Origin of the sequence: Streptomyces barkulensis, assembly GCF_002843305.1 — a bacterium.
Taxonomy (GTDB): domain Bacteria; phylum Actinomycetota; class Actinomycetes; order Streptomycetales; family Streptomycetaceae; genus Streptomyces; species Streptomyces barkulensis.
In genome coordinates, this window is sequence record NZ_PGSG01000010.1 from 1 (window position 1) to 25,816 (window position 25,816).

General features: G+C 69.1%; 26 protein-coding genes and 4 pseudogenes. 14 read left to right on the forward strand and 16 right to left on the reverse strand.

Features of this window, described 5'->3' with window-relative positions:
• Positions 1-25: 25 nt before the first annotated feature.
• The 3 genes from CUT83_RS03030 to CUT83_RS03040 all read right to left on the reverse strand — a co-directional run bounded on the left by CUT83_RS03030 (position 26) and on the right by CUT83_RS03040 (position 5,783).
• A protein-coding gene (locus tag CUT83_RS03030) for an IS3 family transposase (RefSeq protein WP_101253822.1) occupies positions 26-1,218 on the reverse strand; the annotation gives its coding sequence in 2 pieces (ribosomal slippage) (positions 26-954 and positions 954-1,218; 1,194 coding nt in all).
• A gap of 69 nt (positions 1,219-1,287) precedes the next feature.
• On the reverse strand, positions 1,288-1,506 hold the full coding sequence (locus CUT83_RS03035; protein ID WP_101254324.1) for a hypothetical protein: 219 nt from the start codon (positions 1,504-1,506) through the stop codon (positions 1,288-1,290).
• A gap of 503 nt (positions 1,507-2,009) precedes the next feature.
• Positions 2,010-5,783, reverse strand: coding sequence for a hypothetical protein (locus CUT83_RS03040; RefSeq protein ID WP_101254325.1), 3,774 nt, complete (start codon positions 5,781-5,783; stop codon positions 2,010-2,012).
• A 147-nt stretch (positions 5,784-5,930) separates the two neighbouring features.
• Here CUT83_RS03040 and CUT83_RS03045 point away from each other — a divergent pair.
• A pseudogene (locus tag CUT83_RS03045) lies at positions 5,931-6,200 on the forward strand (helix-turn-helix domain-containing protein); the annotation flags it as partial.
• 337 nt (positions 6,201-6,537) lie between these two features.
• Positions 6,538-7,377, forward strand: coding sequence for an IS5 family transposase (locus CUT83_RS03050; RefSeq protein ID WP_101254326.1), 840 nt, complete (start codon positions 6,538-6,540; stop codon positions 7,375-7,377).
• A 355-nt stretch (positions 7,378-7,732) separates the two neighbouring features.
• Here the strand turns inward: CUT83_RS03050 and CUT83_RS03055 are convergent, their stop codons facing one another.
• The gene (locus CUT83_RS03055) at positions 7,733-8,695 is read right to left on the reverse strand and encodes an AraC family transcriptional regulator (protein ID WP_101254327.1); all 963 of its coding nucleotides are present in this window, start codon (positions 8,693-8,695) and stop codon (positions 7,733-7,735) included.
• A gap of 573 nt (positions 8,696-9,268) precedes the next feature.
• Between CUT83_RS03055 and CUT83_RS31485 the strand changes: the two genes are divergently transcribed.
• The 6 genes and pseudogenes from CUT83_RS31485 to CUT83_RS03085 all read left to right on the forward strand — a co-directional run bounded on the left by CUT83_RS31485 (position 9,269) and on the right by CUT83_RS03085 (position 14,023).
• Positions 9,269-9,613, forward strand: coding sequence for a Rossmann-fold NAD(P)-binding domain-containing protein (locus CUT83_RS31485; RefSeq protein ID WP_338104315.1), 345 nt, complete (start codon positions 9,269-9,271; stop codon positions 9,611-9,613).
• 114 nt (positions 9,614-9,727) lie between these two features.
• The gene (locus CUT83_RS03065; RefSeq protein ID WP_101254328.1) at positions 9,728-10,327 is read left to right on the forward strand and encodes an NAD(P)H-dependent oxidoreductase; all 600 of its coding nucleotides are present in this window, start codon (positions 9,728-9,730) and stop codon (positions 10,325-10,327) included.
• 259 nt (positions 10,328-10,586) lie between these two features.
• Positions 10,587-10,901: pseudogene (locus CUT83_RS03070) on the forward strand (ATP-binding cassette domain-containing protein); the annotation flags it as partial.
• A 137-nt stretch (positions 10,902-11,038) separates the two neighbouring features.
• Positions 11,039-12,436, forward strand: a complete 1,398-nt coding sequence (locus CUT83_RS03075) for an MFS transporter (protein WP_101254329.1) — start codon at positions 11,039-11,041, stop codon at positions 12,434-12,436.
• Positions 12,433-13,683, forward strand: a complete 1,251-nt coding sequence (locus CUT83_RS03080; RefSeq protein WP_101254330.1) for an FAD-dependent monooxygenase — start codon at positions 12,433-12,435, stop codon at positions 13,681-13,683. The genes CUT83_RS03075 and CUT83_RS03080 overlap by 4 nt, the downstream gene beginning before the upstream one ends.
• 49 nt (positions 13,684-13,732) lie before the next feature.
• Positions 13,733-14,023, forward strand: a complete 291-nt coding sequence (locus tag CUT83_RS03085; RefSeq protein WP_277347754.1) for a Tn3 family transposase — start codon at positions 13,733-13,735, stop codon at positions 14,021-14,023.
• A 113-nt stretch (positions 14,024-14,136) separates the two neighbouring features.
• Here the strand turns inward: CUT83_RS03085 and CUT83_RS03090 are convergent, their stop codons facing one another.
• The 3 genes from CUT83_RS03090 to CUT83_RS03100 form a co-directional block, all read right to left on the reverse strand.
• The gene (locus CUT83_RS03090) at positions 14,137-14,367 is read right to left on the reverse strand and encodes a tautomerase family protein (protein WP_101254331.1); all 231 of its coding nucleotides are present in this window, start codon (positions 14,365-14,367) and stop codon (positions 14,137-14,139) included.
• 29 nt (positions 14,368-14,396) lie between these two features.
• The gene (locus tag CUT83_RS30690) at positions 14,397-14,636 is read right to left on the reverse strand and encodes a hypothetical protein (RefSeq protein WP_240958509.1); all 240 of its coding nucleotides are present in this window, start codon (positions 14,634-14,636) and stop codon (positions 14,397-14,399) included.
• A gap of 290 nt (positions 14,637-14,926) precedes the next feature.
• Positions 14,927-15,709: an SDR family oxidoreductase gene (locus CUT83_RS03100; RefSeq protein WP_101254332.1), complete on the reverse strand. Its 783-nt coding sequence runs from the start codon at positions 15,707-15,709 to the stop codon at positions 14,927-14,929.
• Positions 15,710-15,867: 158 nt separating this feature from the next.
• Between CUT83_RS03100 and CUT83_RS03105 the strand changes: the two genes are divergently transcribed.
• A complete protein-coding gene (locus CUT83_RS03105; protein ID WP_101254333.1) occupies positions 15,868-16,773 on the forward strand; it encodes an MmyB family transcriptional regulator in 906 nt (301 codons plus the stop codon).
• A gap of 171 nt (positions 16,774-16,944) precedes the next feature.
• Here CUT83_RS03105 and CUT83_RS30250 read toward each other — a convergent pair whose 3' ends face one another.
• The 4 genes and pseudogenes from CUT83_RS30250 to CUT83_RS03125 all read right to left on the reverse strand — a co-directional run bounded on the left by CUT83_RS30250 (position 16,945) and on the right by CUT83_RS03125 (position 19,196).
• Positions 16,945-17,082 carry a hypothetical protein gene (locus tag CUT83_RS30250; RefSeq protein WP_165869673.1) on the reverse strand — a complete coding sequence of 46 codons (138 nt, stop codon included), beginning with the start codon at positions 17,080-17,082 and terminating at the stop codon, positions 16,945-16,947.
• Positions 17,083-17,303: 221 nt separating this feature from the next.
• Positions 17,304-17,747, reverse strand: coding sequence for an ATP-binding protein (locus CUT83_RS03115; RefSeq protein ID WP_240958508.1), 444 nt, complete (start codon positions 17,745-17,747; stop codon positions 17,304-17,306).
• Positions 17,748-17,889: 142 nt separating this feature from the next.
• Positions 17,890-18,084 (reverse strand): annotated as a pseudogene (locus tag CUT83_RS30695) (transposase family protein); the annotation flags it as partial.
• 362 nt (positions 18,085-18,446) lie between these two features.
• The gene (locus CUT83_RS03125) at positions 18,447-19,196 is read right to left on the reverse strand and encodes an SDR family NAD(P)-dependent oxidoreductase (protein ID WP_101254335.1); all 750 of its coding nucleotides are present in this window, start codon (positions 19,194-19,196) and stop codon (positions 18,447-18,449) included.
• Between the two features lie 128 nt (positions 19,197-19,324).
• On the opposite strand from CUT83_RS03125, the gene CUT83_RS03130 reads away from it, so the two are divergent.
• Complete coding sequence (locus CUT83_RS03130) at positions 19,325-19,759, forward strand: Rrf2 family transcriptional regulator (RefSeq protein WP_101254336.1); 435 nt, start codon at positions 19,325-19,327, stop codon at positions 19,757-19,759.
• Between the two features lie 163 nt (positions 19,760-19,922).
• Positions 19,923-20,216, forward strand: coding sequence for a hypothetical protein (locus CUT83_RS03135; RefSeq protein ID WP_240958506.1), 294 nt, complete (start codon positions 19,923-19,925; stop codon positions 20,214-20,216).
• Here the strand turns inward: CUT83_RS03135 and CUT83_RS03140 are convergent.
• The 3 genes from CUT83_RS03140 to CUT83_RS29775 form a co-directional block, all read right to left on the reverse strand.
• Positions 20,185-20,472 carry an alcohol dehydrogenase catalytic domain-containing protein gene (locus CUT83_RS03140; RefSeq protein ID WP_240958504.1) on the reverse strand — a complete coding sequence of 96 codons (288 nt, stop codon included), beginning with the start codon at positions 20,470-20,472 and terminating at the stop codon, positions 20,185-20,187. The two genes, CUT83_RS03135 and CUT83_RS03140, sit on opposite strands and share 32 nt — an antisense overlap.
• Before the next feature lie 106 nt (positions 20,473-20,578).
• Complete coding sequence (locus tag CUT83_RS03145) at positions 20,579-20,974, reverse strand: MerR family transcriptional regulator (protein WP_101254337.1); 396 nt, start codon at positions 20,972-20,974, stop codon at positions 20,579-20,581.
• A gap of 556 nt (positions 20,975-21,530) precedes the next feature.
• On the reverse strand, positions 21,531-21,758 hold the full coding sequence (locus CUT83_RS29775; protein ID WP_143688475.1) for a hypothetical protein: 228 nt from the start codon (positions 21,756-21,758) through the stop codon (positions 21,531-21,533).
• Between the two features lie 32 nt (positions 21,759-21,790).
• Here CUT83_RS29775 and CUT83_RS03155 point away from each other — a divergent pair, with 32 nt between their 5' ends.
• Positions 21,791-22,204 (forward strand): HEAT repeat domain-containing protein, encoded by a 414-nt coding sequence (locus CUT83_RS03155; protein ID WP_101254338.1) that lies wholly within the window; start codon positions 21,791-21,793, stop codon positions 22,202-22,204.
• A gap of 39 nt (positions 22,205-22,243) precedes the next feature.
• Here the strand turns inward: CUT83_RS03155 and CUT83_RS03160 are convergent, their stop codons facing one another.
• Positions 22,244-22,759 carry a YfbM family protein gene (locus tag CUT83_RS03160; protein WP_101254339.1) on the reverse strand — a complete coding sequence of 172 codons (516 nt, stop codon included), beginning with the start codon at positions 22,757-22,759 and terminating at the stop codon, positions 22,244-22,246.
• A 172-nt stretch (positions 22,760-22,931) separates the two neighbouring features.
• On the opposite strand from CUT83_RS03160, the gene CUT83_RS03165 reads away from it, so the two are divergent.
• The gene (locus tag CUT83_RS03165; RefSeq protein ID WP_240958503.1) at positions 22,932-23,720 is read left to right on the forward strand and encodes a nucleotidyltransferase domain-containing protein; all 789 of its coding nucleotides are present in this window, start codon (positions 22,932-22,934) and stop codon (positions 23,718-23,720) included.
• 520 nt (positions 23,721-24,240) lie between these two features.
• Here CUT83_RS03165 and CUT83_RS03170 read toward each other — a convergent pair.
• Positions 24,241-24,873 (reverse strand): hypothetical protein, encoded by a 633-nt coding sequence (locus CUT83_RS03170; protein WP_165869672.1) that lies wholly within the window; start codon positions 24,871-24,873, stop codon positions 24,241-24,243.
• A 478-nt stretch (positions 24,874-25,351) separates the two neighbouring features.
• On the opposite strand from CUT83_RS03170, the pseudogene CUT83_RS03175 reads away from it, so the two are divergent.
• Positions 25,352-25,816 (forward strand): annotated as a pseudogene (locus CUT83_RS03175) (NAD(P)-dependent oxidoreductase); the annotation flags it as partial.

The window sequence follows — 25,816 nt, forward strand, 5'->3', positions numbered from 1 at the left end:
TTTCGTAGAGTCCGCGATCGTGTGATCAAGCGGTCTGCGGGACTTCCTCCAGGTACGCCCAGTACGTCTGCTCGTACTCGTCGGGCGGCACGTAGCCCAGGGCGGAGTGGAGTCGTTCACCGTTGTACCACGCGACCCACTGGAAGACGGCCCGCTCGACCTGGTCGAAGTCCCGCCATGGCCCCTGATGTTCGATCAGTTCGGCTTTGAACGTGCCGTTGAGGGCCTCGGCCATCGCGTTGTCATAACTGTCCGCGACGGACCCGACCGACGCCGAGGCACCGACCTCGGCGAGACGTTCCGTGTACCGAATGGATACGTACTGCGACCCGCGGTCGCTGTGATGGATGAGATCGGCGTCCTTCTTGATCCTCTGCCGCCACAGCGCCATCTCCAGTGCGTCCAGCGGCAGGTCCGTGCGCAGGTGCGTGGCGGCCTGCCAGCCCACGATCCGGCGTGAGTACGCGTCCAGGACGAACGCGACGTAGACCCACCCCGACCAGGTGCGGATGTAGGTCAGGTCCGCCAGCCACAGCTGGTTGGGCCGCTCGGCGGTGAAACGGCGGTTGACCAGGTCCGGCGGGCGCGGCGCGGCCGGCTCGGGGACCGTGGTGCGGCGGCGCTGCCCGCGGATGACGCCCTCGATGCCGAGCTCGCCCATCAGCCGCTCGACCGTGCAGCGGGCCACCGTGTGTCCGGCGCGGACCAGGGCGCGGGTGACGCGGCGTGCGCCGTAGGTGCGCCCGGAGTCCTCCCACGCGGCTGTGACCAGCGGGATCAGTTCTTCGTCGCGCAGGCGTCGGGCCGACTTCGGCCGCGTCTTGCGCGCGAAGTACGTCGACGGCGACACATCCAGCACCCGGCAGACGGGATCGACCCCGAGGCCCTTGTCGCGCAGGTGGTCGATCACCTGCTCGGCCTCGTCCGGGGACGGTCGATCTCCTGGGCAAAAAACACCGAGGCGGCCTTCAGGATCTCGTTGGCCCGCCTCAACTCGGCGTTCTCCTTGCGGAGTTCCTTCAACTCGTCGCGCTCGGCGGTCGTCAGCCGGTCGTCACGCTCGCCGGCGTCCGCCTCGGCCTGGCGGACCCAGGACCGCAGGGCTTCCTTGTGGATGCCGAGGTCGCGGGCGACGTGGGCCACAGGGCGGCCGGTCGCGCGGACCTCGCGCACCGCCCGCTCACGCAGCTCATCGGGGTACTTACGGGGTGCTGGCATTGCTCGTGGTTCTCCTTACGCCTGGAAGCGTAACCCAGGCTTGAGGGACTCCACGAAGATCAGTACAGCTCAGTTCTTGGCGACCTTCCGGTGCGGTGGTGTGATCACCCGCCCGCTGGCCTGCGTGCCCAGGCCCCGGCAGCCGGTGTCGGCGAGGATCTCCACCGCGGGCCCGTCGGGCAGGAGGCTGACCAGCCCCAGCTGACAGGTGTGGGTGAAGTTCGCGCAGCTGCCCGGCCGGGGCGGGCTGCGGAACAGCACGCGGCCGCCGTCGCCGGTGACGCCCATGGCCTGGACGGCGTTCTGTCTGGTCCTGCCGGAGATGAACGCCTCCCGGTCCGCGCGTCCGGCGGCTGGACACGGATCTCGGTGCTGCCGATGATCCCGGTCCTGCCGCCAGCGCCGAGGTGGTCGATGGCCTTGGTGCGGGTCGTGAGCCGCACGCAGGGGTGGACGACGCAGCCGCGCTCGGCGAGCATGAGCCGGATCCCGCCGACGACGCGGGTGATGGTGGAGCGGTCCACAGGGTGGCCAGCAGCCGGTCGACGAAGACCAGCCGGTGCTTCGCGCCGGCGCCCACGGCCCGCTGACGCGGCCGGGAGGTGAAACTGGCCTGGTGCCGTTCGTGCCGCAAGAGACCCAGCTCAACCACGAATTCAGCGATCACACCGGCCGACAAACCGGTGATCGTCCGGCCGCTGATGATCGCTGCACGCATCGCTTTCCCCACCACACAACCGTGACCAACGATCAGCAGCTCGACGCCTCACCACCTACCATGCACGAGTTCGCTAGAAGTCCATGCCTTCCAGGAATCGACGCGCCTCTTCGTCATTCCTTCGGCCCTCCTCGCGGTAGGAGTCAGCGATGTCGCGCAAGACGGATGCAGTGCGCGGATGAGTTGCCTGCACAGCCTCGGCCCACGCGGCGTACTCGTCGGCAAGATCATATTCCTGCTGACCACCTTCAGCCATGCTGCGTGAAGTAACGCCTCGCTTGTTGTAGACGCCGATGGAGAACCCTCTCGCTAGGCGCTCGCCCGACGCGTCTTCCAAGACTTCACGAATGGGAAAGGACGGGAAGGTGCCGTCCGCGTCCTCCGGTGAATGCGCGAGAACCTCACCGATCTGCAGTTCCCCGATCTCAAGCCGGTCGGACTCCTCAAGCAGCCGTCTTGCTTCGTCGAGCCAGGCACGGAGGTCATCGGCCTCAATCACGCCGTCATCGTTGGCCCCCGGGACGATCTTCCAGTCGCGAAGAAGTCGATACGCGTTGCTCGCGAGAGTCGCATCCCCGGCGGTCTGCTCGACTCTCTCTTCGTCCCTCGCGCTCGCGGGCCTGAAGGCCATTTCGATCATCTGCACGAAGGTGCGTGGATCGCGGGACAGAAGTCGCTGGAGTGCGAGCATCTCGCCGTCGTCTTGGAGGAGTGGCAGATACCTCCATTCCAAAAGAGCGATTTTCTCCTCATCGACTCCGCGTTTCTTGAGGTAGTCGATGAGGCTCGTGATGTCGTAGGCCGAAACGCTTCGAGCCTCGGGGTCGTCGTGGCTGCCGAACTCCTGGAGAGCCTGGATGACCAGGTTCTCGTCGACATCGTCACCACTTCGCGTGGCGTACATACTCAATGCGTCAACGGCGATAGCCGAGCGCCCGTGCTTCAGGAGGTTCTGAACCGCTTCGTTGATGTGAGGGAAGTCGGACCCACGGCCGTACGGCGAGAACTCCGACCAGTACGCGCTCCGAACCGCTTCGTCATAGTCGCTCAGCGCGTCCCAAGCTGCGGGTACATCCTCCGCCAACTGGAACAAACGAGACTGCAGAAGCGGGCGACCCGCGAACTGTGCGGCCCACCTGCGGATGTCGTCAAGAGATCCGAGGAGTCTGCGACGTGCGAACCCGTCGGCGAACTGTCTAGTGGTCCGGTCTTCGCTGTCGAGGTCTCCCATGACTTCGGCGTCTACAGTTTCCGTTGTCGCTGCCAAGGCCGATCCGACAGTCCAGGGCAGTTCCACGGACGCCGCAAGTCGGCGCACTCCGGCCAGGCCTTCGTCGGCGAAGACTTCACCAATGGCCTGTTCGCGACCCGCCGCGAGTTCCGCGTCGTAGGCTTTCAGATCATCGACCGGCACTCCAATGTCGGGGTGCCAGTCATCGAAGAGCCAACGGTGCGCGTCGGCAGGCTTGGTCGGCTTCAGGCGATCTGCGACGGTCGCGAGCTGCACCAACCAGTCCTCCGAGAGTGACCATTGAGCGTCGGCGTGCTCGCGATGGCTCCTGATGTAGCCGCTAAGTGCCTCCCAGAGAGCGTTACTCCGCTCGGGTGTCAGGTCGTCTGGCGTGAGATCAGACATCGCCGCAACCGCTTCCGTCCGCGCGTCGGGCGGCAGACGATCGAACTTCGGGACGATCTCTTCCCAACGAGTCGCGTCGTCTTGCGCGAACCGAAGAATATGGGATGCCGCCGCCTCCAGGGTCGCGATGAGGTCTGCCCGAGTCACAGGGGTCGCCTCGGTGGCCCAATCGCGAAACTCGGGGGTGTGACTCTGCATGCCTACTTCGTGACTGCTCGGCAAGAGCGCAAGCAGAAGGTCCCAAGAAGCACCGGGATGACGGCGAGCCAGGCTATCCAAGGTCTGAATGCGTGCATCGAGCGATGCGGACGTCTGCGGGGACCAAGCCCTGAAGATTGCGTGCAGACTCGCACTGGGGCGATTGCTGAGGCGACCCCCAGGGTCAATCTCGGCTAGGGAGGCGAGTGCCTCGGCGGCGTAAGCCATGTGCTGCTCCGACCAAGCGATGCCCTCGATCGCCCACAGCAAGCCGGTGTGAGGGCTGCTCACGTTCCAGCGGTTGTCGATGTCCTGGAACAAGCGTTTGGCAAGCGGCTCGGTCCCGACCGTGGCTTTGGAGACAGCACGAAGGAACGCGTCTGGCGCGGCCTCTGCCAGGAGCGGCAGAACGTCTGAAATCGACGTCCACAACTGAGCCGTGTCGTCCTCGTTCGCGCGAGTGAACAGGCTCAGGGCGACGCGTTCGGCCCACTCCCGGGCCGAACGTCCACCGGTCAGCCGAACGTCGTCGCCACGAGTGCCGAGCAGAGCGAGCGACCGCGCCAGTCCCTTTCGCAGGTTCGACGAATGCACGGGTGCCTTGCCGTAAACCGCGGCGGCCCAGCGGTCCTCAGCTGGCAGTTCCAGCCGAGGGTCGATCGATCCGAGCACCGTCTGAACAGAACGCTCCAGGGCAGACAGGTCGCCCTCGGTGATCAAAGCGCGTGCGGTCCTCCATGAGTCCAATGGGGAAGCAACCGCCCATGTCTCGCCGACCTTGGTAAACAACGGGTCGGCCCGACGGATGGCTCCCTGAAGGCGTTCGTCCAAGTCAATGAGGTCCGTTTCGCACAGACTTGCGAGCACCTCGCCGTCTCCGCTTTTGGACTGGCTCCACCTCCCGGCGAGCCAGGCTCGCCGAATGGCGCGCTTTGCCAGGTAGGTTGACCACTCCTCCGGGTTGCGCTGGCCGAACCTAGTAGCCACTCGACGGAGCGCTACCAGGCTCTTCGTGCCTGCCCTCACATATCGCTCAAGGTCTTCCGTCGGTACGCCTGCCTCGGTGAGTGCGGCCTGGAGGGCCAGGTGGTCGTGTGGAGGCAACTCGATGTCGGCATCACCGTCGGGCTCGGTGATCACGAAGACGACGTGATGGTTCTCAACTAGGTGCGCTTCTCGCTGGAGGCCCTCTTCATAAGGCAGAAGGATCAAAAGGCTGGACATACGATCTAGTCGGCGGAGAGTCACGCCATCGTGCACCAGCAGTGACCGAGCGAGGATCGGCTCGGCATCCTCCGGCGGGACCGTCATCATCGAGCATGCGGCGAAAGCCAGCCCATCGTCGACGCTGACCGCGCGGATGAAGGTCCGGCCGACGTCTTCGGCCATCCGCCGAACCAGGGTGGCGGCCTGGTCGGCGCGACCGGCGAGCACGACTTCCGGCGTCATCGTCGGGTCGAAGCCTCGGGAGTATCTACCCCACCAGTCTTCGACGGAGGTCGCCCCTAGTGGTTCCAGCCCGAGCAATTCCGACAGCCACACTTGAACTGCTGGTGAAACCTCCAGCGCCAGTTCGATGTCGTCCGCATCGAGAACGCGAACATCCCGCCATACGCCCTCGGCGCGCTTTCGCTGCTCCCAATCCTTCTTGTCTTCCCATCGCCGGGGGGTGACAAAGACGAATGTGTGGTCCGTCGGATCGATCCCCTGCGGGTCGTCGGTTCGTGACCTGTAGTCGCGTTGGGCCTTGGCCCCTGGGTCTCCTCCAACGCCCATTTCCCAGATACTCAGGCCCTCGGGAACGAACGGAGTGGCGCGGCTCGCCTCCACGAAGCCGTCGTAGCCGGTGAGCCCGACTCCTTCACCGCCGCGCATCTCGACCCGCTGCACCTGGTCGTTCTCTGCGCGGATCAGCCGTCGCACCAGCCGAGGCAGGTCGGCTTGCGCAGACCGCGTGTCGGCCCATCTATCGAGGTCCGTCGCGTCAGCGAGATGCGGCAGTCCGTACGGCACCGTTCTCTCCCCTCTGGCTAGAGAGAGCCTAGCCTGTCCCACGGACACGGCCCGCTGGCTAGTGCTCTGACCGCAAAGGTTCGCCGGGCTGGCGGTTGGAGCAGTCGGATGGGCGGCGACGTCCGATCCGACCGCTGGGAGGCGCGAGTGGCCGAGCCTGTCCGTGTGCGCAGACTGACCGACCAGGAGGGGCAGAAACTGCAGCAGATCGTGCGCCGGGGGAGCACCAGCTCAGTGCGCTACCGGCGCGCGATGATGCTGCTGGCCTCGGCCGGCGGGAACCGGGTGCCGGTAATCGCCCAGCCGGTGCAGGCCGACGAGGACACCGTCCGGGAGGTGATCCACCGGTTCAACGAGATCGGTCTGGCCTGCCTGGACCCTCGATGGGCGGGAGGCCGTCCCCGCCTGCTCACCCCCTGACGACTGCGAGAAAGGCGTCCGCTGGGGCGGGCACCCCCTCAAGACCGCAGCGTGACCGCACCTCCCACCCAGCACAGCTCCTCGTGAAAGGCTGGCAGCATGGTGGCCAGACGGTCTGAAAGAGCGTTTTGTCCCGGCAAGGTTGTTTGGTGGCACTTAGGTCGCGGGTCGCCATGGGGTTGTTGAGGCGGGAGGATCCTGCGAGGGCCATGTGACTACAGAGGCGAGACCTCGGCCCGTTTCGACGTACTCGCTCCTGTCTGATCCCAACGCGCCCCTGGATGACGCCTTTTGCGCCCTGGGGCGGTGCCGCGCCTGACGGTACTACCGAAACATGACGCGACAGCGCCCGTATCCCAGCGACCTGTCCGACGCCCGCTGGGAACTGATCGGACCAACGCTCACCGCCTGGCGGGCCGAGCGCAGGGGCAAGGGCCTGCACATCGGCCGCCCACCCGAGCACGACCTGCGCCGCATCATGGACGCCATCCTCTACGTCGATCGCACCGGCATCCCCTGGCGCTATCTGCCCCACGACTTCGCTCCGTGGGAGACCGTCTACGGCTACTTCGCCGCATGGCAGAAGGAAGGCATCTTCGACCAGCTCAATGGCCTGCTGCGGCGCCTGCTCCGTCAGGCCGAAGGCCGCGACAGCGAACCAACCGCCTGCGTACTCGACGCCCAGAGCATCAAAACCTCGGCCAACGCGCCCGCGGCCGACCAGGGCATCGACGCCGGCAAAAAAATCGCAGGCCGCAAGCGCCACCTCGGGGTCGACACCCTCGGATTGCTCCTGGCCGTCTGGGTCACCGCGACCGGCGTCTCCGACAACGCCGGCGGCATACACCTGCTCTCCCAGATCGCTAGCACAAGCCCCCACGTGACCAAGGCATGGGCCGACAACGGCTACCGCACGAAGGTCATCGACCACGGCGCTCGCCTCGGTATCGACGTCGAAGTCGTCCAGCGCACCCCTGGAACCAAAGGCTTCAAGGTGATTCCCCGGCGATGGGTGGTCGAGCGGACCTTCGGCTGGCTCATGCACCACCGCCGCCTGGCCCGCGACTACGAAACCCACGCCCACCGGTCCGAGGCCATGATTCACGTCGCGATGATCGACCTCATAAGCCGACGGCTCACCAGTGAATCCACCCCGAACTGGCGCGATACCTGAACCTCGAACCAAACAACCTTGCCGGGACAAAACGCTCTTTTAGCGGGACTCGGTAGCGAAGCGACAGCGCTGGGGTCCTTGGTGGAAGGGACCACGCGTGACGTGGACGTTGCCGGAGCCGATGCTGAGCGTGGCCGTCCCGGTGCCGGATCTGCGGCCGGGATGGGCGGGGGAGCCGAAGTGGGACGGTTCTCCAGACACGAGAATGTGTGTCAGGCAGGGTGATTGCTGACTGTCTGTCAGTCGAAGCGCCTGCTGTTCACCTGGGTGAGGTGAGCGCTCGGAGGCTGTTGCGCCTCTATCTCGCTGACCAGCGGAGGGTCCTGGACGAGGGGGGCGGATGCCGGGGGACTTGTCATGGGGGTGTGCCGGCCGGCTGCGGGGGTGGGGTCGTCGCGGTGCGCCGATACGCGCTGGGGCTGATGCCGCGGGTTCGTTTGAACGCCGCGCTGAACGCGAACGCGTCGGAGTAGCCCACGGCGCGGGCGATCTCCGCGACAGTCGCCGTCTCGCGCTCGGTCAGCAGGTCCGCCGCGAGTGTCATGCGCCAGTGGGTGAGGTAGGTCAGGGGCGGTTCGCCGACCAGGTCGGTGAACCGCTTCGCCAGCGTGGCCCGCGACACCCCGGTCCGGCTGGCCAGCGAGGCGACCGTCCACGGCGCTGCCGGTTCCCCGTGCAGCAGGCGCAGCGCGCCGCCCACCACCGGGTCGCGCCCGGCGGAGTACCAGCCCGGCGGAGTACCGCCGGGCCGGTCGAAGTACTCGCGCAGCGCGCACACCAGCATCCAGTCCAGCAGCCGGTCGAGGACGATCTGCTGGCCCGGGGTGTCGGCGGCGACCTCGGCGGCGAGATGGTCCCACACGGGGTCGGGCCCGCCGCCGGACCCCACGCGCAGTACGACGGGCAGCGCGTCCAGCAGCCTGCGGCTGATCTCCCCGCGCACCGGATAGGCGCCGACGACCAGGGTCGTCGTGTCCTGGCCGCCGGTACCGGCGTCGTGCCAGCCAAGCCGGTGGCGGGTCCCACCCTGCTCGGGCGTCGAGCAGAACGCGCCGCACTCGACGGGTTCGGCCCGAGTGCCCACCTCGTCGACGAAGAGGAACGGCGCGGGGCCCCGCACGATCACTGTCTCGCCGACGCCCAGGCGCTCGGGAGGGCGGCGCTCCGGCACGATCCAGCCGCCTCCGGAGAGGACGGTGCACAAGGTCAGCGGCGCGCCGTCCACGAAGTGCAGCGACCAGGGCGGGGTCAGGGTCGAGCTGCCGAACAACGAGCCCTGGGCCCGCACTCCGCGCAGTAGGTCGCCGAAAGCATCCACCCGCCAAGGCTAAACGATTCAGACGATTACCCAGGTGATCTGGCGTATCACCTATGGAACCGTCCGGGTGTGTGCCGTTGACTCGCTGCCATGAGCAACGACATCACTCTTGTCCCCGGCGCGACGGGCAACACCGGCCGGCGGGTGACCGCCCGGTTGCGGCTGCGCGGCACGCCCGTGCGTGCCGCCTCCCGTTCCAGTCGGGCCCCGTTCGACCGGTTCCACCCCGCCGGCTGGGACCAGGTCCTGCGGGGCGTCACCACCGCCTGCGTGGTGCCTGTGCCCGTGCCCGGTCCGGTGCACGACTTCGTGGCGCGGGCCGAGGCCGCCGGTGTGCGGCGCCTGTCCTGCTCTCCGGTCACGGCACCGGCGATTGGGGCGACTCCGCGTTCGGTCTGGACACGCGCCCGGCCGAGGACGCCGTGCGCGGCTCGGCGCTGGAACGGACCATCCTGCGCGCCTCGGACTTCGCCCAGAACTTCGACGGGCACCCCTTCCACACCCCGCCGGCCGCCGGCGCTTCCGGCGGGTGCGGTCCCCGAGCCGTTCATCGGCCTTGAGGACGTTGCCGACGTGGCGGCCGCAGTGCTGTCCGAGCCCGGACGGCACGCCGGTCGGGTCTGTGAGCTGACCGGGCCGCGCGGACCGACCTGGGCGGAGGCAGTCGAGCTGATTTCCCGGGCGTCCGGACTGCCCATCGTCTACCGGCGCATCTCCCCGGCCAGGTACACCGCGACGCTGGTCCAGGAGGGCTGGGGCGAGGACGAGGCCCAGCACCTCACCGAGATGTTCGTGCTGCTTGAACGCGGGACCTCTGCCCGGACGTCGGACGACGTCGCCACCGTGCCGGGGCGCGCACCGCGGACCTTCGAGGACTTCGTCCTGCGGGCCACGGCAGCGGAAGCCCGGCGGTGCTGAGTCCCTCGGGCCCTGGCCTGACGTACCGGGCTCCGGGAAGCGGAGCACCGCACGCCATCCCGCACATCCACACCACTTGTTGACGTCCGTATCCTCACGTAACTGGAGCCATCGATGCACACCCTGCTGGTCGCCGCCAACCCCGACCCCCGGTCCCTGACGCATCACGTGCTGGGAAAACTTCAGGCAGCGCTTCAACCCGGATCGGTCGAGATCGCCGACCTGGCCAAGGAGCGGTTCGACCCCCGGTTCACTCCGGCGGATCGCCGGGCGTACCACGACGGCGGCAACTATCCGGCTGACGTCACGGCTGAACACCGTCGTCTTGAGCGCGCCACCGATCTCGTGCTGGTCTTCCCCGTGTACTGGTGGTCGATGCCCGCACTGTTGAAGGGGTGGATCGACCGTGTCTTCGTCAACGGCTGGGCCTTCGAACACTCCCCCGCTTCGGGTCTGCAGCCGAAACTGCAGGGCCTCACCACACATCTTCTCCCCATCGCCGGCGACGACTGCGGTGCATACGAGCGCCACGGATACGAGAGCGCGCTGCGGACGCAGATCGAGCACGGCATCATCGACTACTGCGGCAGCCGGCGCGGCTCCACAGCGTTCATCTACGAATCCGAACAGCTCACCCCCGAGGCCATGGTGCGAGATGTCGACCGTGCGGTGCGGACCATCAGCGAAGCCATCCATGCCCGCCTGAAGGAATGAGGCGGGTCAGACAGCCTTTCAACCGGTGAGATGCTGCGGCAGAGCGGTCAGGGACGCCGGCTGCCGCGCCTCCAAAGGGACATCGGAACACCGGGCCGGGACTGGTGACCCCGGGCGAGTAGCACGCCCCGTCCCGCCCCTCCTCCACCCCCTACCGCGGTAGCGCCCCCACATTGGCTCCCCGGTACGACGCCCGGCGCTCAGCCGTCCCCGCACTCTTCACCCGTCACGGAAAGTGCACGCAAGAGGGAGACAGGACATGAGGCTACGCAGGGGCAGGCGGCAGAAGGCGGACAACCGGCCCGAGGTCCCGGCCGCCACGCCCGGTCTCGCCGTCGAACTGCGCGACGTCCGGCGGCAGTACGGCCGCGGGCCGGGCACGGTGCACGCCCTCGCGGGCGTCGGCCTCGCCCTGCCGCGCGGCACGTTCACCGCGGTCATGGGCCCGTCCGGGTCCGGCAAGTCCACCTTCCCGCAGCGCGCTGCCGGGCTCGACCGGCCGACGGCGGGATCCGTGCGCCTGGCCGGGCAGCGCCAGGACCGGCGCCGGGCGCAGGCGGTGCTCGCCCAGGTCTGACTCGCCGACAAGGCGAAGCGCCAGCCCGGGCCGCGCTGCGCCGCTGCTCCCAGCCCATCCGGGGCGGCAGCGCCACATGCCGTGCGCTCCCCGGTTGCTCCCTTCCTCACCCGGCAATGACGGAAAGGACACTCATGACCACAACCCTGGATCCCCCGGTCCCCATCGGGAAGGCCGCTGTCGGAGCCCTCGGTTTACTGGCACTGTCCACCGGCGCTCTGGAGTCGGTGGTGTCACCGACGATCCCGCTCCTGGAACGCGAACTGGACATGAGCCAGTCCGAAGGGGCACTGCTCAGCATCGTGCTCCTCATCACCGGGGCACTCATCACGCCGTTGGCAGGCAAGTTCGGCGACCGCTACGGCGGGAAACGGGTCCTGATCCGGCTGATGGCGGTCGTCGCGGTCGGCGGCACGGTGTCCGCCCTGGCCCCGAACCTGCCCGTGCTGCTGCTCGGGCAGGTGCTGCAAGGGGCGATGGTGGGCGCGCTTCCCCTGTCGTTCATCGTCGTGCGCAAAAACCTCCCCCCGGGAGAGTCGAGGGTCGCCATCGGGGTGGTCAGCGGACTCTTCGTCGGAGGAGGGATGGTCGGCATGCTGTCGGCCGGGCCGGTGGCGGAAGAGCTCTCCCGGCACTGGATGTTCGCGCTGCCCACGATCGCGGTCATCGGAGCCACCCTGCTCGTGAACAGGCTCATGCCGTCCGACCAGCCGGGCGGGTCGGACGACGCCGGCATCGACTGGCCCGGCCTGCTGCTCCTGAGCGGGATGCTGGTCACGCTCATGCTCGTACTCGCGCTGGCGCCCGAAGCGGCCTCGCAACCACTCGTGCTCGGCGCCCTCCTCGTGCTTCTGGCCGTCTTCGTCACCGGTTGGGTGTCCGTCGAACGGCGTGCGGCCTCTCCGATGATCGATCTGCACATGCTGGCACGGCCCGCGATCTGGAAGGCGTGTGCGCTGACGTTCGTGATCTGCCTCGGCACCTCGATGGCGGCCTATCTCGTTCCGCAGCTGCTCGACGAGCGCGGCGACGGGTACGGATTCAGCGCCAGCGCCACCGAGATCGGCTTCCTCCTACTGCCCGGCGCCGTCGCCGCGACGCTGGCCGGGCCGCTCGGCGGGATCGGGGACCGGCGTTTCGGCTCGCGTGCCGTGGTCAACACCGGGGTCGTCATGATGGCCGTCTCCCTGGTCGTCCTGGCGTCCGTGCACACCGAGGTCTGGCACGTCGTCGTCGGCAAGGCGCTGATCGCGCTGGCCAACGGCTTGTGCGTCACGGCGATGATGACCAGCACCGCCACGGCCGTCGATGCCAAGGACACCGGCATCGCCACCAGCCTGATCCTGGTGAGCCGCGTGCTCGGCTACGCCGTGGGCGGGCAGCTCGGTGGTGCGCTCCTCACCGCCGCAACCCCTTCCGGGTCGGAGGTCGCGGCCGAATCGGCCTACGTCACCGGCTTCGTCACAGCCGGCGTCGTCACGTCGCTGGTCCTGTTCGTCACCCGCACCATGCCCAAAGGAGTCAAGGAATGACCCTCACCGATCAGCTGACGGATGTCCGTGGCACGCCGAGGCGCAAGGTCCTGATATCCGGGGCCAGCATCGCGGGGCCCGCCCTCGCGTTCTGGCTGAACCGCTACGGATACGCGGTCACGGTCGTGGAGAAGGCGCCCACCCTGCGTGGGGGTGGCTATCCCATCGACGTGCGCGGCACCGCACTGGAAGTCGTCCGGAGGATGGGGATCCTGCCGCGGCTGCGGGACGCGCACATCGACCTGCGGCGGCTGACCTTCCTCGACTCGGACGGCAGCGAGGTGACCTCCCTGCACCCGCATGCCGTCACCGGCGGCGTCGCGGGACGGGACCTGGAGGTACGGCGCGGGGATCTGACGGAAGCGCTGTACACGGCGGTCCGTGACGACGTGGAGTTCCTGTTCAGCGACTCCATCGACACCCTCGACCAGAGCGACCACGGGGTCGAGGTCACCTTCCGCGGGGGCGGCAGCCGTACGTTCGACATGGTGTTCGGTGCGGACGGCATGCACTCGCGCACCCGGGAGATGCTGTTCGGCCCTGAAGAGCAGTTCCACCGCTACCTCGGCTACTGCTTCGCTGTGTTCACCATGCGCAACACCTTCGGGCTCTCCCACGAGACCGTGATGTGGAACGCCCCGGGCAGGGCCGCGGCACTCTACTCCGTGGGTGACGACGACGAGGTGCACGCCTTTTTGAACTTCGCCCGGCCGGAGCCGCCCATGGGCGCGTTCCGGGACCCGCGAGCCCAACGCGACCTGGTCGCCAAGGTCTTCGCCGACGCGGGATGGGAGGTCCCGGGCATGCTGGCCGCCCTGCGCGAGACGGAGGACCTGTTCTTTGACGGGGTCAGCCAGATCCACATGCCCCGCTGGTCCAACGGCAGGGTCGCGCTGGTCGGCGACGCCGCGTACGCGCCCTCGTTCCTCACCGGACAGGGCACCAGCCTCGCACTCGTCGGCGCGTACATGCTCGCCGGCTGCCTCGCGGACCGGGGCCACGGCGCGGGCTTCGCCGCCTACGAACGCGACACCCGGCAGTTCGTGACCGCGAACCAAGGGCTGGTCGGCCAGGGCGGCGCCACCCTCTTCCCCACCACCGCCCAGGCCCTGGAGCAGCGCAACGAACGACTGCGCGGCCTCAGCGCCATGCCCCCGGCGGAGGGAAAACTGGCTCATTCGGCGCTCACTCTGCTCGAGCCCCTGCGCCGGCATGACCGCCGAGCCGGGTCGGGCCCTGCTGGCTGATGGAACTCCGTCCGGAACAGGTCGAGCCGTTCCGTCACCGACCCGTGTCATGTCGTCAGCGCGGGTCGACTCGATACTCGCGCTTCATCTGCTCCGGTCCGCGCTCGTGCATGTCAACACGCTGCTGGTGCAGCAGGTCCTGGCCGAGCCGGCCTGGGCGAAGAATCTGAGGGACGAGGGCCGGCGCGGCCTGCCCGCACTGTTCTGGTCCAACACCAACCCGTACGGCGCCTTCCGCCCGGACATGGACAAGCGGCTCGATCTGGGGCTGACCGCTGCCGTGTCCCGCCCCCGCACCCCGGCGGATACCGCCGGGGTGCGGGGTGCGGGGGCACATTGAAGGGCTTCGCTGATCTCACCGGCCCCCGGATGAGCGAGGCCGTGTGGCCGGACGCTCGATCCGGTGGCCTTCGGTTTCAAGGTGGTGTCCTGGCCGGATGACGGCCGGTGCGGTCAGGCGTCGTTGATGTCGGTCGGTGTCGCCTCGCCGAGCACAGCGAGGGTGAGTACGTTACCGGCGATGCCCCAGCCGCCGTCGGCGACCTCTTCGACCAGAACCATGGTGTTGTTGCGGGCGCGCTCGCCGTAGATCTCGACGTACAGCTCGGTGGTGCGGGTGACGATCTCCTCCTTCTGCTTCGGGGTGAGGGTCTTCTCGGGGACCTTGAAGTTCGCGAAAGGCATGGTTGGTTGCTCCTTCTCTCAGTGGGGTGTTACAGGGAGCTGCCTGCGGTGAGCAGGCTGTCCGGTCCGATGCGGCGGAAGAAGTCGGCGCGGAGGCGGTCGGGGACCGCGGAGACGACTTCGCCGCCATCCCGGCTGGGGTCTGTGTGGGTGCGCAGAGGCCGGGTGCCGTGCTTCATCGCGACCGGTCGCGCGACGGCTTCAGCGACCTCGGTCGCATCGGCGTCCGAAGGGGTGAGCGCGGCCAGGCGCTTGCCCAGGTCGTCCATAAGGGGTTGGTGACGGTGGTCGCAGGCTTCCCGCACGGTCGACGTCGGCGGGGGTGCCCGCGTTGGCGAAGTGGTTGGTGTCGTAGCGCACCAGGTCGGCCACCGCGGTCGCGCTACGGGTCGCCATCTGGCGGATGCCCGCGTACACGGTGTGACCGGCGAGGGCCAGAGCACGCACGGACAGCGCCCCGGTGCCGCTGGAGGCCCCGGTGACCGGGATGGCCTTTCCGGTGTCGTCGTTCCTCATGAGGGGGTCTTTCGTTGATCGATGGGGTGGCTGGGCGGGCGGTTCAGATGATTCCGCCGTTGGCGCGGACGACCTGTCCGTTGATCCAGTGGCCGACCGGGGAGGCCAGGAACGCGACGACCTCGGCGATGTCCGACGGGGTACCGAGTCGCCCCAGCGGGGGCTGGGCGGCCAGGCGGGCGATGGTCTCCTCGTCCTTGCCGTCCAGGAAGAGGTCGGTGGCCGTGGGGCCGGGCGCGACGGCGTTGGCGGTGACGTCCCGGCCCCGCAGCTCCCGGGCCAGGATCAGCGTCAGCGCCTCGACCGCGCCCTTACTGGCGGAGTATGCGCCGTAGCCCGGGAAGGCCAGCCCCACCACGGACGTGGAGAACGTCACGATCGCACCGCCGGGGCGCACCCGGCGGGCGGCCTGCTGGACGACGACGAACGTGCCGCGGATGTTGGTGTGGTGCAGGTCGTCCAGGACGGCCAGGTCCAGCTCGGCGATCGGCGCCGTGTGTGCCCGCCCGGCCGCGTGCACGACGACGTCGACACCGCCGAACTCTGCTTCGGCCGCGTCGAACAGGGCCGCGACGGCGTGTTCGTCGGCGACGTCGGCACGCACCGCGATCGCCCGGACGCCGCTGGTGACGGCCTCCTTCACGGCTGCTTCGGCCTCGTCCTGGTTGCCGGCGTAGCCGACCACGACGGCGTATCCGTCGGCGGCCAGCCGTCCGACGGTCCGGCGGCCGATGCCGCGCGAGCCGCCGGTGACGATCGCGACACGGGACGAGGCGGAGGGCTGAGCCTGGGCAGCGGTCCCGTCGAGGGAAGTGGGGATGGACATCACTGACTCCTGCGGTGAATGCGGGTCGGGTCGCGGTCTCGCCGTCGCCCTGCTGTGTCATCCACGATCGGCCGGTCCCCCGCCCCCAGCCAGGGCTGCGTTCACCCAGGGGATGCCACCCCCTGGCTACGGCTCGGCGCGCGCGCGACCATGAAGGGGTGAACCTTCCAGAACTCGGCGCCTTCCTCAGGACACGCCGCGACCGCATCCGCCCCGCCGAGGTCGGTCTCCCCCAAGGCCCGCGCCGGCGCGTCCCCGGGCTGCGCCGCGAGGAAGTCGCCCAGCTGGCAGGGCTGTCAGCCGACTACTACATCGAACTGGAACGCGGCAGCGCGAAGAACGGCGTGCAGCCTTCGGCCCAGACCCTGGCCGCCCTCGCCCGAGCCCTGCGCCTGAACGGCGACGAGCGCGACTACCTGTTTCACCTCGCCGAACGGCCGGGCCCTCCGTCAGCGCACGGACCGTCGGCGCACGTGCAGCCCGCGCTTCTCGGACTGCTGGACCGGCTGTCCAACACCCCCGCGCGCGTCATCACCGACCTGCACGAAACCCTGGTGGAAAACGACCTGGCCAGGAACCTGCTCGGCGAGTCCCCGGCACACCGCGGCCCGGCGGCGAGCTTCGTGTACCGCTGGTTCACCGACCCGCAGGCGCGCGAGAGGTACCCGCCCGAGGATCACCCGCACCACTCCCAGGTGTTCGTGGCCGACCTCCAAGCAGCGGCCGCCAAGCGCGGCCGGGACGCGGAGGTCACGAAGATGGTCGCCGTGCTACGCCGCCGCAGCCAGGAGTTCGCAGCCCTCTGGGACACCCACGACGTCGCGGTGCGCCGCATGGACCACAAGAAGATCGTCCACCCCACGCTCGGCATCATCGAACTCGACTGCTACAACCTCCTCAGCGAAGACGGACGCCAACGCCTGCTGTGGTTCACCGCCCCGCCCGGAAGCCCGGGAGCCGAGCAACTGGAACTGCTGTCCGTCATAGGGACCCAGGACCTGGGTATCACGGAGGGCACGGCACCGGAGGGGTTGTCCGCGGCGGAATCCGGATCGCAGCCCTGACCCGCGCCGCCGGGGGGACCGCCTTCCCGGCAAGGCGTGGCGGTCCCTACCCCCACAGAGGTATGTTCTCCGGCCCGGGGCTCACGATGGCCCCCTCGATTCCTGTTTTCCTCACGCTCACGGGATGGTCTCCGCAGCGGCAGGTCGACCGGGCGCGGCAGCGCCGGTGTTTCACAAGTGGTCGGTCATGGCGTAGCCGACGGCCTCGTGGGTGGCCGGGTTCGGTCGGCAGGCGAGGGAGAACCGGCCTCTGCGGTGGGCAGATGGGCGCATCGTGGTCTGCAGCTCCGCCACATCCCGGTCGGTCATGCTGGCCAGGGTCCGGGTGGAGGCGGCGGCCTTGTCGGAGCCGGGCGACTTCCGCCTCCGGCTCCTCGATACGCGCCACCTTGTGCTCCAGCTCCTCCGGGCGCCAGCGCAGCTCATCCTCCCCGACCTCCGCCCTCTTCGAGGGCCTGGTCGGGGAGACCCGAAGGGCTCCTGAGACAGTCGGCCTGGCCCCGGGCTTACCGGGTGCTGGCCTTCCGAGGTCAGTCCAGGGTGATGCGGGCGCGGATCCGCTTGCCTCCGGTTTGTTGGCTGATCTCGAAGTGGCGGCACAGGGCCAGCACGATCTCCATGCCGTGGCGGCCGACGCGTTCGGTATCCGGGGTGGCCAGGCCGGGCAGGTGGGCCTCGGTGTCCCAGACGGTGAGCTGTAGGCCGTCGCCGAGGATCTCCGCGTCCAGCAGGCACGGACCGGGGGCGTACTTGGCTACGTTGGTGACCAGCTCGCTGACCACAAGCCGGGCGATCTGGGTTGTTTTGGCGGTGACCGGCAGGCCGCGCTCGCCCTGGGCGCGGGCGAGGAAGTCGGCCACCAGGTCCCGGGCAGCCGGGGTCATCACCGCGTCTCCGTCGTAGGCCGCGCTCGCCCGCGGTATCGGCGGCTGCCCCGCCTCGTCGTGCGCCATGTCCTTGATGTCCTCGACCATCGGATGTCCGCTCCCCCCCGTCGCTCCCACTCCGTACAGTCCCGCGGTGCACGCCCGAGGACCCATCATCGGGCAGGGCTTCGGCGTAGTCGGTCCTGGCCAGGAGTTTGCGGACCGTCGATTCCGCGGGCCAGGAGCGCTCGGGGAAGAGGGGATCGACACGGATGCCGAGCTGTTCCAGGATTTCCGCCGGGGCGTCGGCCACCCATTCACCCACGGCCGGCAACGACCTCGCCCCGGCCAGGACGGCGCAGGCCGTCAGGGCCGGCACCGCGACGAGCGGATGTCTCACTCCGCGTGGATCACGTGGGTCGGGGACCTGCGCAAGACGTTCCATGAGGCCGGGAACCTCACCACTCACGGCCTCCGGATGGGAGCCGAGTTGGTCAAGAGCAGGAGAGATCGGAAATGACGCGTCGGCAGGCACGGGCTTCCCAGGATCACAGAGCGCAGAGAACTCCGTGATCACGGATGTCCGTGCCTGTACTGCATCGGACCCCGTCCAGCCTGGCCATCCCGTCAGGAACCGGACGTCAGTCGACTATGCCGAAGCCCTGCTTGCGGGAGACCAGCGCCTGGATGCGGCGGCGTCGCAGCTCACGCGCACAGCCTTCGAGTCGTACGCCTTGTCGCGGGTCGTCGGCCGTGCGCGCCCCGAAGGCGCGATGTCCTTCGGGGCGCGCGGCAGGGGGTTCGGGTTCAGGCGTTGTAGCCGCCGTGGGCGTCCAGCACCGCACCCGTGACGTACGACGCGGCGGGGCTCGCCAGGAAGGCGATCGCCGCGGCGATTTCGTCGGGGTGCCCCATGCGTTGCAGAGACAGCGAGCTGACCAGGGCATTGAGGGTCTCGGGGTCCGGCGGTTGCATGCCGCCCTCCATCAGTCCGGCCTCCACTACGTTGGCCGTGATGTTCCGGGGTCCAAGGTCGCGTGCGACGCCCATGGTGTACCTCTCGATCCCGGACTTTGTCGCCGCGTAGTCGGCAAGGCCGGGGGCGCCGACCCGGGAGCCCAGTCCGGAACTCACCGTGATGATGCGGCCGCCCTCGCGCAGCACTCGGGAGGCGGCCCGGATGACGGCGATCACGCCGAGGTAGTTGGTGGCGTGCATCCGGTCCAGTGCGGTGGTGTCGGCGTCCGGGTCGTCCACCGTGCCGGCCACGGAGATCGCCGCGTTGTTGACGAGGATGTCCAGGCCGCCGAAGTGCGCGACCACGTCGTCGATCAGCGCCGGCGCCCGGCTCGTGTCTGCCTGGTCGGACCGGAAAGCGACGGCCTTGGCCCCCTTGCCGTGCACCTCGTCGACGACGGCCTGTGCCTGCTTCTCGGAGCTGACGTAGGTGAAGGCGACGTCGGCGCCCTGCTCGGCCAGCAGCCGTACGGTCGCGGCTCCCAGTCCGCGCGACCCCCCGGTGACCAAGGCGACCTTGCCCATGAGTGACTTGCTCATTCTTCTCACCTCGTTGATCGCCTCTTCTCAGTAGTCGCAACTCTAATTGTTACGACAGGGCGTTGCAACCTTCACTGTTACGACTGCATTGTCGTAACATAAAGCGTTGCGGCCGAGAGGAGGGCTTCATGAGTGCCAACAGCAGGTTGACCATTGCCGCCCACGCGCTGGCCTGGATCGGTCTCTATCAGCGCCAGGGCCATGAGGTCGCCACCTCCGAGCAGATCGCGACCAGCGCGAACACCAACCCCGTGGTGATCAGGCGGCTGCTCGGCGAGCTGCGCAGGGCCGGGCTCGTGGAGTCCCGGCGGGGCGTGGGCGCGGGCTGGTCGCTGGCGCGCGAGCTGGAGTCGATAACCCTGCTCGACGTGTACGAGGCAGTGGAGCCCGGCCCGCTGTTCGCGATGCACCGCACCACCCCGGACCAGGGGTGCGTGGTGGGTTACGGCATCCAGCCGGCGATGCAGAGCATCTACGAGGGCATCGAGGAGACCCTGAGACACGAGCTGGCCCGCGTCACGCTCGAGAACGTACTCCGGGACGTACTCGCGGCACCTCGCTAGCCTCCCCGTTACGCCTTGACATCACCAAGATCCCCATCGGTGCCCAAGCCAGTGAATGGTCCGGCAACCAGTCACGCCAATGACGGTTGCGCCATCTCTCGCTCCAGGACCATCTTGTCGGTTCGCACCCACCGTGTCCGGGTGGCCTTCTAGGACCCGGTGCATGCTGGATCCCGGGCAGGTGGGCGGACGTGCGGTGACGCTGATCCCGCACCGCACCTCAGGCGTGGAGGAGACCACCCTTCCGCCGGATTACCAGCGCATTCCCGCCGCCGTGCGGCAGGCCGCCGGCCCGGTCAAGGCCCGGCAGGTCGGCGACGCGCTGGGAATCGACGTCAGCGTGCGGGCCAAGCTGGAGCCGCTGCGTGGGAGGCTGGTCAGACTCGTCGGTCGCGGCTGGCTACGCAAACTACCCGACGGCCGGTTCACCACGCGTCACCCACCTCGAACCCGTTGACGTCCTCGCCCCGGGCGAGAACGGTTCCGGCTGCCTCCATGCCCAGCACGCGGGGAAACGGACGCCCGCCGTCGAGCCCGTCGACCAGACCCGAGCGCAGAAGGTGGTCGAGGGGATTCACCCCGGCGACGTCGACTCGGATCAGCACCTCGCCGCGACCGGGGACGGGGTCGGGGTCGGGGTCGGGGTCGGGACGATCGAAGAACTCCCGCACCTCGGGCCCGCCATACCTGCCGAAACCCCACGCCTGCCCCATCTTCCGCCGCCTCTCGTATGAACGACCCGGTGATTCCAGGCGTTGTCGCCATCCTCACCTCTGACATTGATGTGAGGGGCAACCGGCTGAGACGTAGACCACAGCATCAGGTCGACCGGGCCACCGGTCCCGGGGTCGTGGACAGCTCCGCCCGGTGTCGGCTGTTGGCCCTGATCAGCACGTCGAGTGCATCCCGGGTCTCGGTCAGGTGCGCGATGTCGGCGTCGATCCGGTCGCACTCGCGCATCATCGCCGTGAACGTCTCCCCGGCGACGCCCAGGTCACCCGGAATGTCCACACACGGCAGCACAGTCGCGATCACCCTGCTGGACATACCCGCGTCGAACAGCTGTCGGATGAGTGACACGCGCTGGACCGCGGCATCGGAATAGTGACGCTGCCCCGCGTCTGAACGTGAGCTGGTCAGCAGGCCCTGCTCTTCGTAGTACCGCAGTGAGCGCGGACTCACGCCCGTGCGCTTGGACAGCTCACCTATCCGCATCCCTGAGAGCCTACGCCCGCGTGCTCCAGGTTCAGACCGCCGTCGAGTCATGGACGCCCGCGGACACCCTCACGGCCGCGGGATTGTCCTCCCGGTCCCACCAGTGAGCACGTCCGTCTGTACACACCTGAGCACTTCTCTCACTACGCCGACAACAGTATCGACGGCGTCACCTGGGCGGACGTCGGCGCGGGCCAGAAGGACGGTGGCGTGGTCATCGGCTCGAACGGTGGCGGCCTGTCCTATGTCGCCGACTACTGCCCTACGGCACCCCTTCGGGCCCGCAGCTCGCGCCCCGGGTCGCATCTGTGTCCGCCGCCTCGACGCGCGGATGCGGTCCTGACCTGGTGGACAAGGGGCGCCGCAGCACACCGCACAGGCGCCGGCCGGGACTGGAATCCGGCATCCGGTTTCGCGAAGATGCCTGCGGCCGTGAACCGTCTTCTCTGCTCGCGCCGAACCCGCGGGGGTCAGGGGGCGGGGGTGTAGGAGAGGCGGGTGTCGGGGCAGTCGGCGGGGAGGTCTTCCAGCGCCGACCGTTCGGCGGTGTCGGCGGTCAGGGGCCAGCGGAGCTTGGTGGCGATCCAGTCGGCCGCATAGTCACAGTGCGCATCGGTGGACGGGGAAGCCGTTCGGCCGGGTCCTGGTCGCCCTTGGAGCGGTTGGTGGAGACGGTGACCGCGATCAGGGCGTAGCCGGCGTCCAGGTCGTTGGCGAAGGCCTCACGCCGCTGGGCGTCCCAGGAGTGGGCGCCCGAGTCCCAGGCCCCGGCCAGGGGGACCATGCGGTCGATGTCGAGACGGGCGGGGTGACGCGTTGACCGACCGCGATCCGAACCGTCGGGACGTTGCCGCTGCAGTCCTCGGGGACCTCCTACGAGGCACTGCGCTCGACACGGACACCGCCTGCCTGGTCGTCGGATGCCTGGTCAGCCTGACCGTCAACGAACCGGAAAACAAGGTCCGCGAGTCCGCCCTGAACTCGATCAGCGAGGCCTTCAACCACGACCGCCTGCCCCTGGACCTCGTCGAACCGCTGGCGACCGCCATGCCGACGATGGAACACGAGCTCCTCGAATACGCCCTCTACGTCTTCGGCGCCACCCAAGACCCGCGGGCCCGGCCGCTGATCGAGCCGTTCCTCCTCCACCCCGACCCACGGGTGCGCGAAGATGCCCGGCTCGCAGCAGCCGAGATCACCGCGCCGGAAGGCCCCACCCACAACTCTTGACTATTGCTCAGGGCGGTCCGGGCAGGGCCGGAAGCCCGGTCAGGTCAGCATGAGGACGACGGCATCGCCCGCTGTGGCGGCAGCGCGGAAGAACCGGGTCAGCTCCTGGTAGCGGCGCCGCAGGGTCTCCAGGTCCGAGGGGACCCCGGCCTCGGATTCCGGCAGGAGATAAATCTCGGCGCGGCGCATGGCCGCCAGGTCGTAGTGCGGGGCGAGCTCGCCGAACGGTGTGGCGGCGAGGAAACCGGCGGCCCGGGCGACGTCCTGGGAATTCAGGTAACGGGCGGGGCCGTAGGCCATCTCCTCTTCCAGCACAAGCACGGCCCCTCCATGAACGATGTCGACCGGCATGCCGCCGTGGGCGGCAAGGAGGTGGTGCAACTTGTGCCAGGTCTTCTCGATGCTGAAGAACGGCGCCTTCTCCGGCGGCAGTGGATCCCCGTCGGCCCAGGCGTCACCGAGCTCGTCGAGGTGTTTCTGCGCCCAGGCCGGATCGTCCAGCGACCGCCGCAGCTCGGCCGGGGAAAGGCGGACGTACTCGCAGTGGATGCCCATGAGAAGCGACGCTAACCGCGGGCTCTGACAAGCCACCGGCCGCGCCCGCCGACTCCCCCGTTCAACAGCCACAGGGAACAGCCACAGGGGTCGGCGTCTCAGCGCCCCGGCAGCGGCTCGTGATCAGATGAGCTTGTGGCGCGGTGCACGGTGCTCTGCGAGGCTCCTCACCGTGGCAGGGACTGACACGGATGCTGTGCTCAAGCGGTTCGTCTCCGAGGCACGGTCGGTGGTGCCGGTGGTGGCCGTCTGGGCACACGGTTCACTCGCGCTGGGCGACTTCCGGCCGAAGCGCAGCGATCTCGATCTCATCGCGGTGGTCGAAGGGCCCCTGAACGCCGAGCACAAGGAACGGCTGACCGACCTCCACCGGAGGCTGGTGGAGGAGGAGCCGGCAGCGGACACGCTGCACTGCTCCTACATGGCCGGGGCGGCGCTTTCCGACGCCGGGGCGGCCCATGTCACCTGGGCGCACGGCATGCTTCTGGAGCGCCCGGTCACCCCGGTCACCCGGCGGGAGCTGCTCGACGGCGGACTCACCCTCCACGGCCCGCCGCCGGAGGAACTGCTCCCGCCGCTCGCCCCGGGAGAGTTGGAGGAGTTCGTCCGGCGCGACCTGGCGGAGTTCTGGCTCCCGGCCACGGCCAGACCGTGGCTCTGGCTCCGGGACGTATGGGTGGATCTGGGCCTGCTGGTCCTGGCCCGCGCCACCGTCACGCTCCGCGACGGACGGCTGATCACGAAGGGCGAGGCCCTGACGGAGCTGCCGGCGCTCGGCGCGCCCGCGGACGTGGTCCGCGACATCCGCGAGCGCCGGTACGCCGATCCCGGGCCGATCGGCCCCCTGCGGCGTGTCCGCCGAGCGATGCGGGCCCGTGCCTTCGTGCGGCTCGGCATCAAGCGCACCCTGGCCGCGAGCGGAAACCCACAGGGACCACCGACCGGCATGGACGAGCCGTAACGGCCTCGAACTCCCAACGGAACGAGCTGCACCTTGCATCACCAAGCACCTTCCGCCGATGCCGAAGCCGGTGGTCCGCGAGGTTCTCGGGGAACGCCGGCCTTCAGAGCGGGTGCTGGCGAAGGTGTGCGAAGGGCGAGGTTCGGCCCCGGTCCGGCGGTCGTGGCCTACCAGGGCGGATCCCGCCGTCTGGCCGACGAGTTGCTGGAGGCCTGGGAACACTGGGAGTCGAGGGGCGCACCGGGGCTGTACGACTTCGGCCTCACCCGCACCCGGCACGCGCAGCGGGTCTGGGGCAGCTCCCCGGACGGCCCCCGCCGGCAGCCGCTGGCCCCGCGGCGGTGCACTGATCTCTACGGTTGGCCTGGCCGCGGTGGCGAAGGCCGGGGGGTGCCTTGGTCGCCCCACGCCATCATGGTCTGCGGGCTTCAAGAGCGCTTTGGGGCAGGTTCTGCTGTGCAGGACCTGCCCCAAAGAGGGTCGGGCCTATGGCTGTGCGCCGCCGGGAGCGGGAGGAGGGTCAGCCGGACGTGTCGGACTGCTCGGCTTTCAGGTCGTCCTCGGTGAAGGCCACGGCCTCACGGCCCACCCCGAGCGCGCCGAGCAAGACCTCCAGCGCGGCTTCGACGTCGCGCTGCGAGCGGTTCAGCCACACGAACAGGCGGGCCTCGTCGTGCACGAACCGGCTGAGGGCGAACTCCGTGCCCTGGATGCGGAACAGGGCCACGTCCACCTCGCCCAGCTCCTCCCAGGTGCGCTCCACTTCCAGACGCAGCCGGGCCGCGATCGTCTCCAGCGGCGGCGTCAGCCCGGCGACGATCCGGTAGAAGCTCGCCGCGTACTGCCACGGACTCACCTGGAAGGCGGGGTTCTTGCCCACGTAGTAGCCCAGGGCCGGCGCGGGCTGCCAGTCGGGCTCCGGCCCCGGCACCTCGACGGTGCCGGGTGTGGCCACGGGCGCCTCTCCCCCACCGGGCCCCGAGGGAGCGGTGTCCTGGTGCGGGGCCTGCTGGGCGGCGTGCCACTGGTCGGCCAGTCGCTGCCTCCAGCCCTTTGGGGGCGGCCAGGGCACGCCCCAGGCGGCGAGCTGATCACGGGTCCAGCCGCCCGCCGGAGTACGCGCGGCCTCGACCTCGTCCGGAGAAGGAATCATCACCCGCCCCATAATGGGCCAGAGCCGGGGTTGCAGACCACCGGCTTCAGTTGCGATGACCGCCCACGTCTACCTTCAGGCCGTCAGCCAGCAGGTGAAGGCGACCACCGGCCAGGCGGCTCGCCCCAGCACTGCCGCATACCAACACCCACCGAACACGAACCCTGCGCAGCGCAGACGACACGACCTGATCACCACCGCCCGCCACCCGACAAACCCGCAGTTCAGAGTCCCACCCCTAGGACCAGCGCCCGCACTCACCACGTCACCGAGGCACCAGACGGCCCGACCACGGCCACACACCCACCTGTCCAACCCAGACCAGACCACCACTCCCTGACCAGGGATACCGCTCCCGGACACCCCCGCACTGGAGGAACTGGAGATGTGGGAGTCTCTGTCAGCCCGGTACAGGGGCCAGGGTTCTCGCCGTCGGCCGCTGGACCGTGTACGGTCCACCCGCCGGGAAGGGGGACCCATGGGGCGGATGCGAGTGCTGCTGCTGGACGCGGCTCCCGGGGAGCTGCTCGACCGTGAGCTGGAGCGTCTGCTCGGGCACGGTCTGGCCGTCACGCTGAACCTCCGGCGGGTGACCGACCCGGCGGGCGTGCGGGCGGCGTGGGCGGGCCGGGTGGCCTTCGCCGACTTCGACGCCTTCGACGAGTCGGTGCTTGTCGCCGAGACCGTCCGCGACGGGCTCGGTTACCACGCGCTCAAGTCCCGGGCCGGTGTCCCGCTGCGCGCCGCCTTCCTGGCGGCGGCGACCGGCCCGGCGGTGGCCAGCCGGCTGAGGGTGATCGGGCGGGCCGGGGCGGGCACCGACCACGTGGACCTGGCCGCCGCCGACCGCCACGGCGTGGCGGTCACCCACACCCCGGGCTCCAACGCGAACGCGGTCGCGGAGTTCGCCCTGGCCCAGCTGCTCGCCCTGACCCGGAACCTG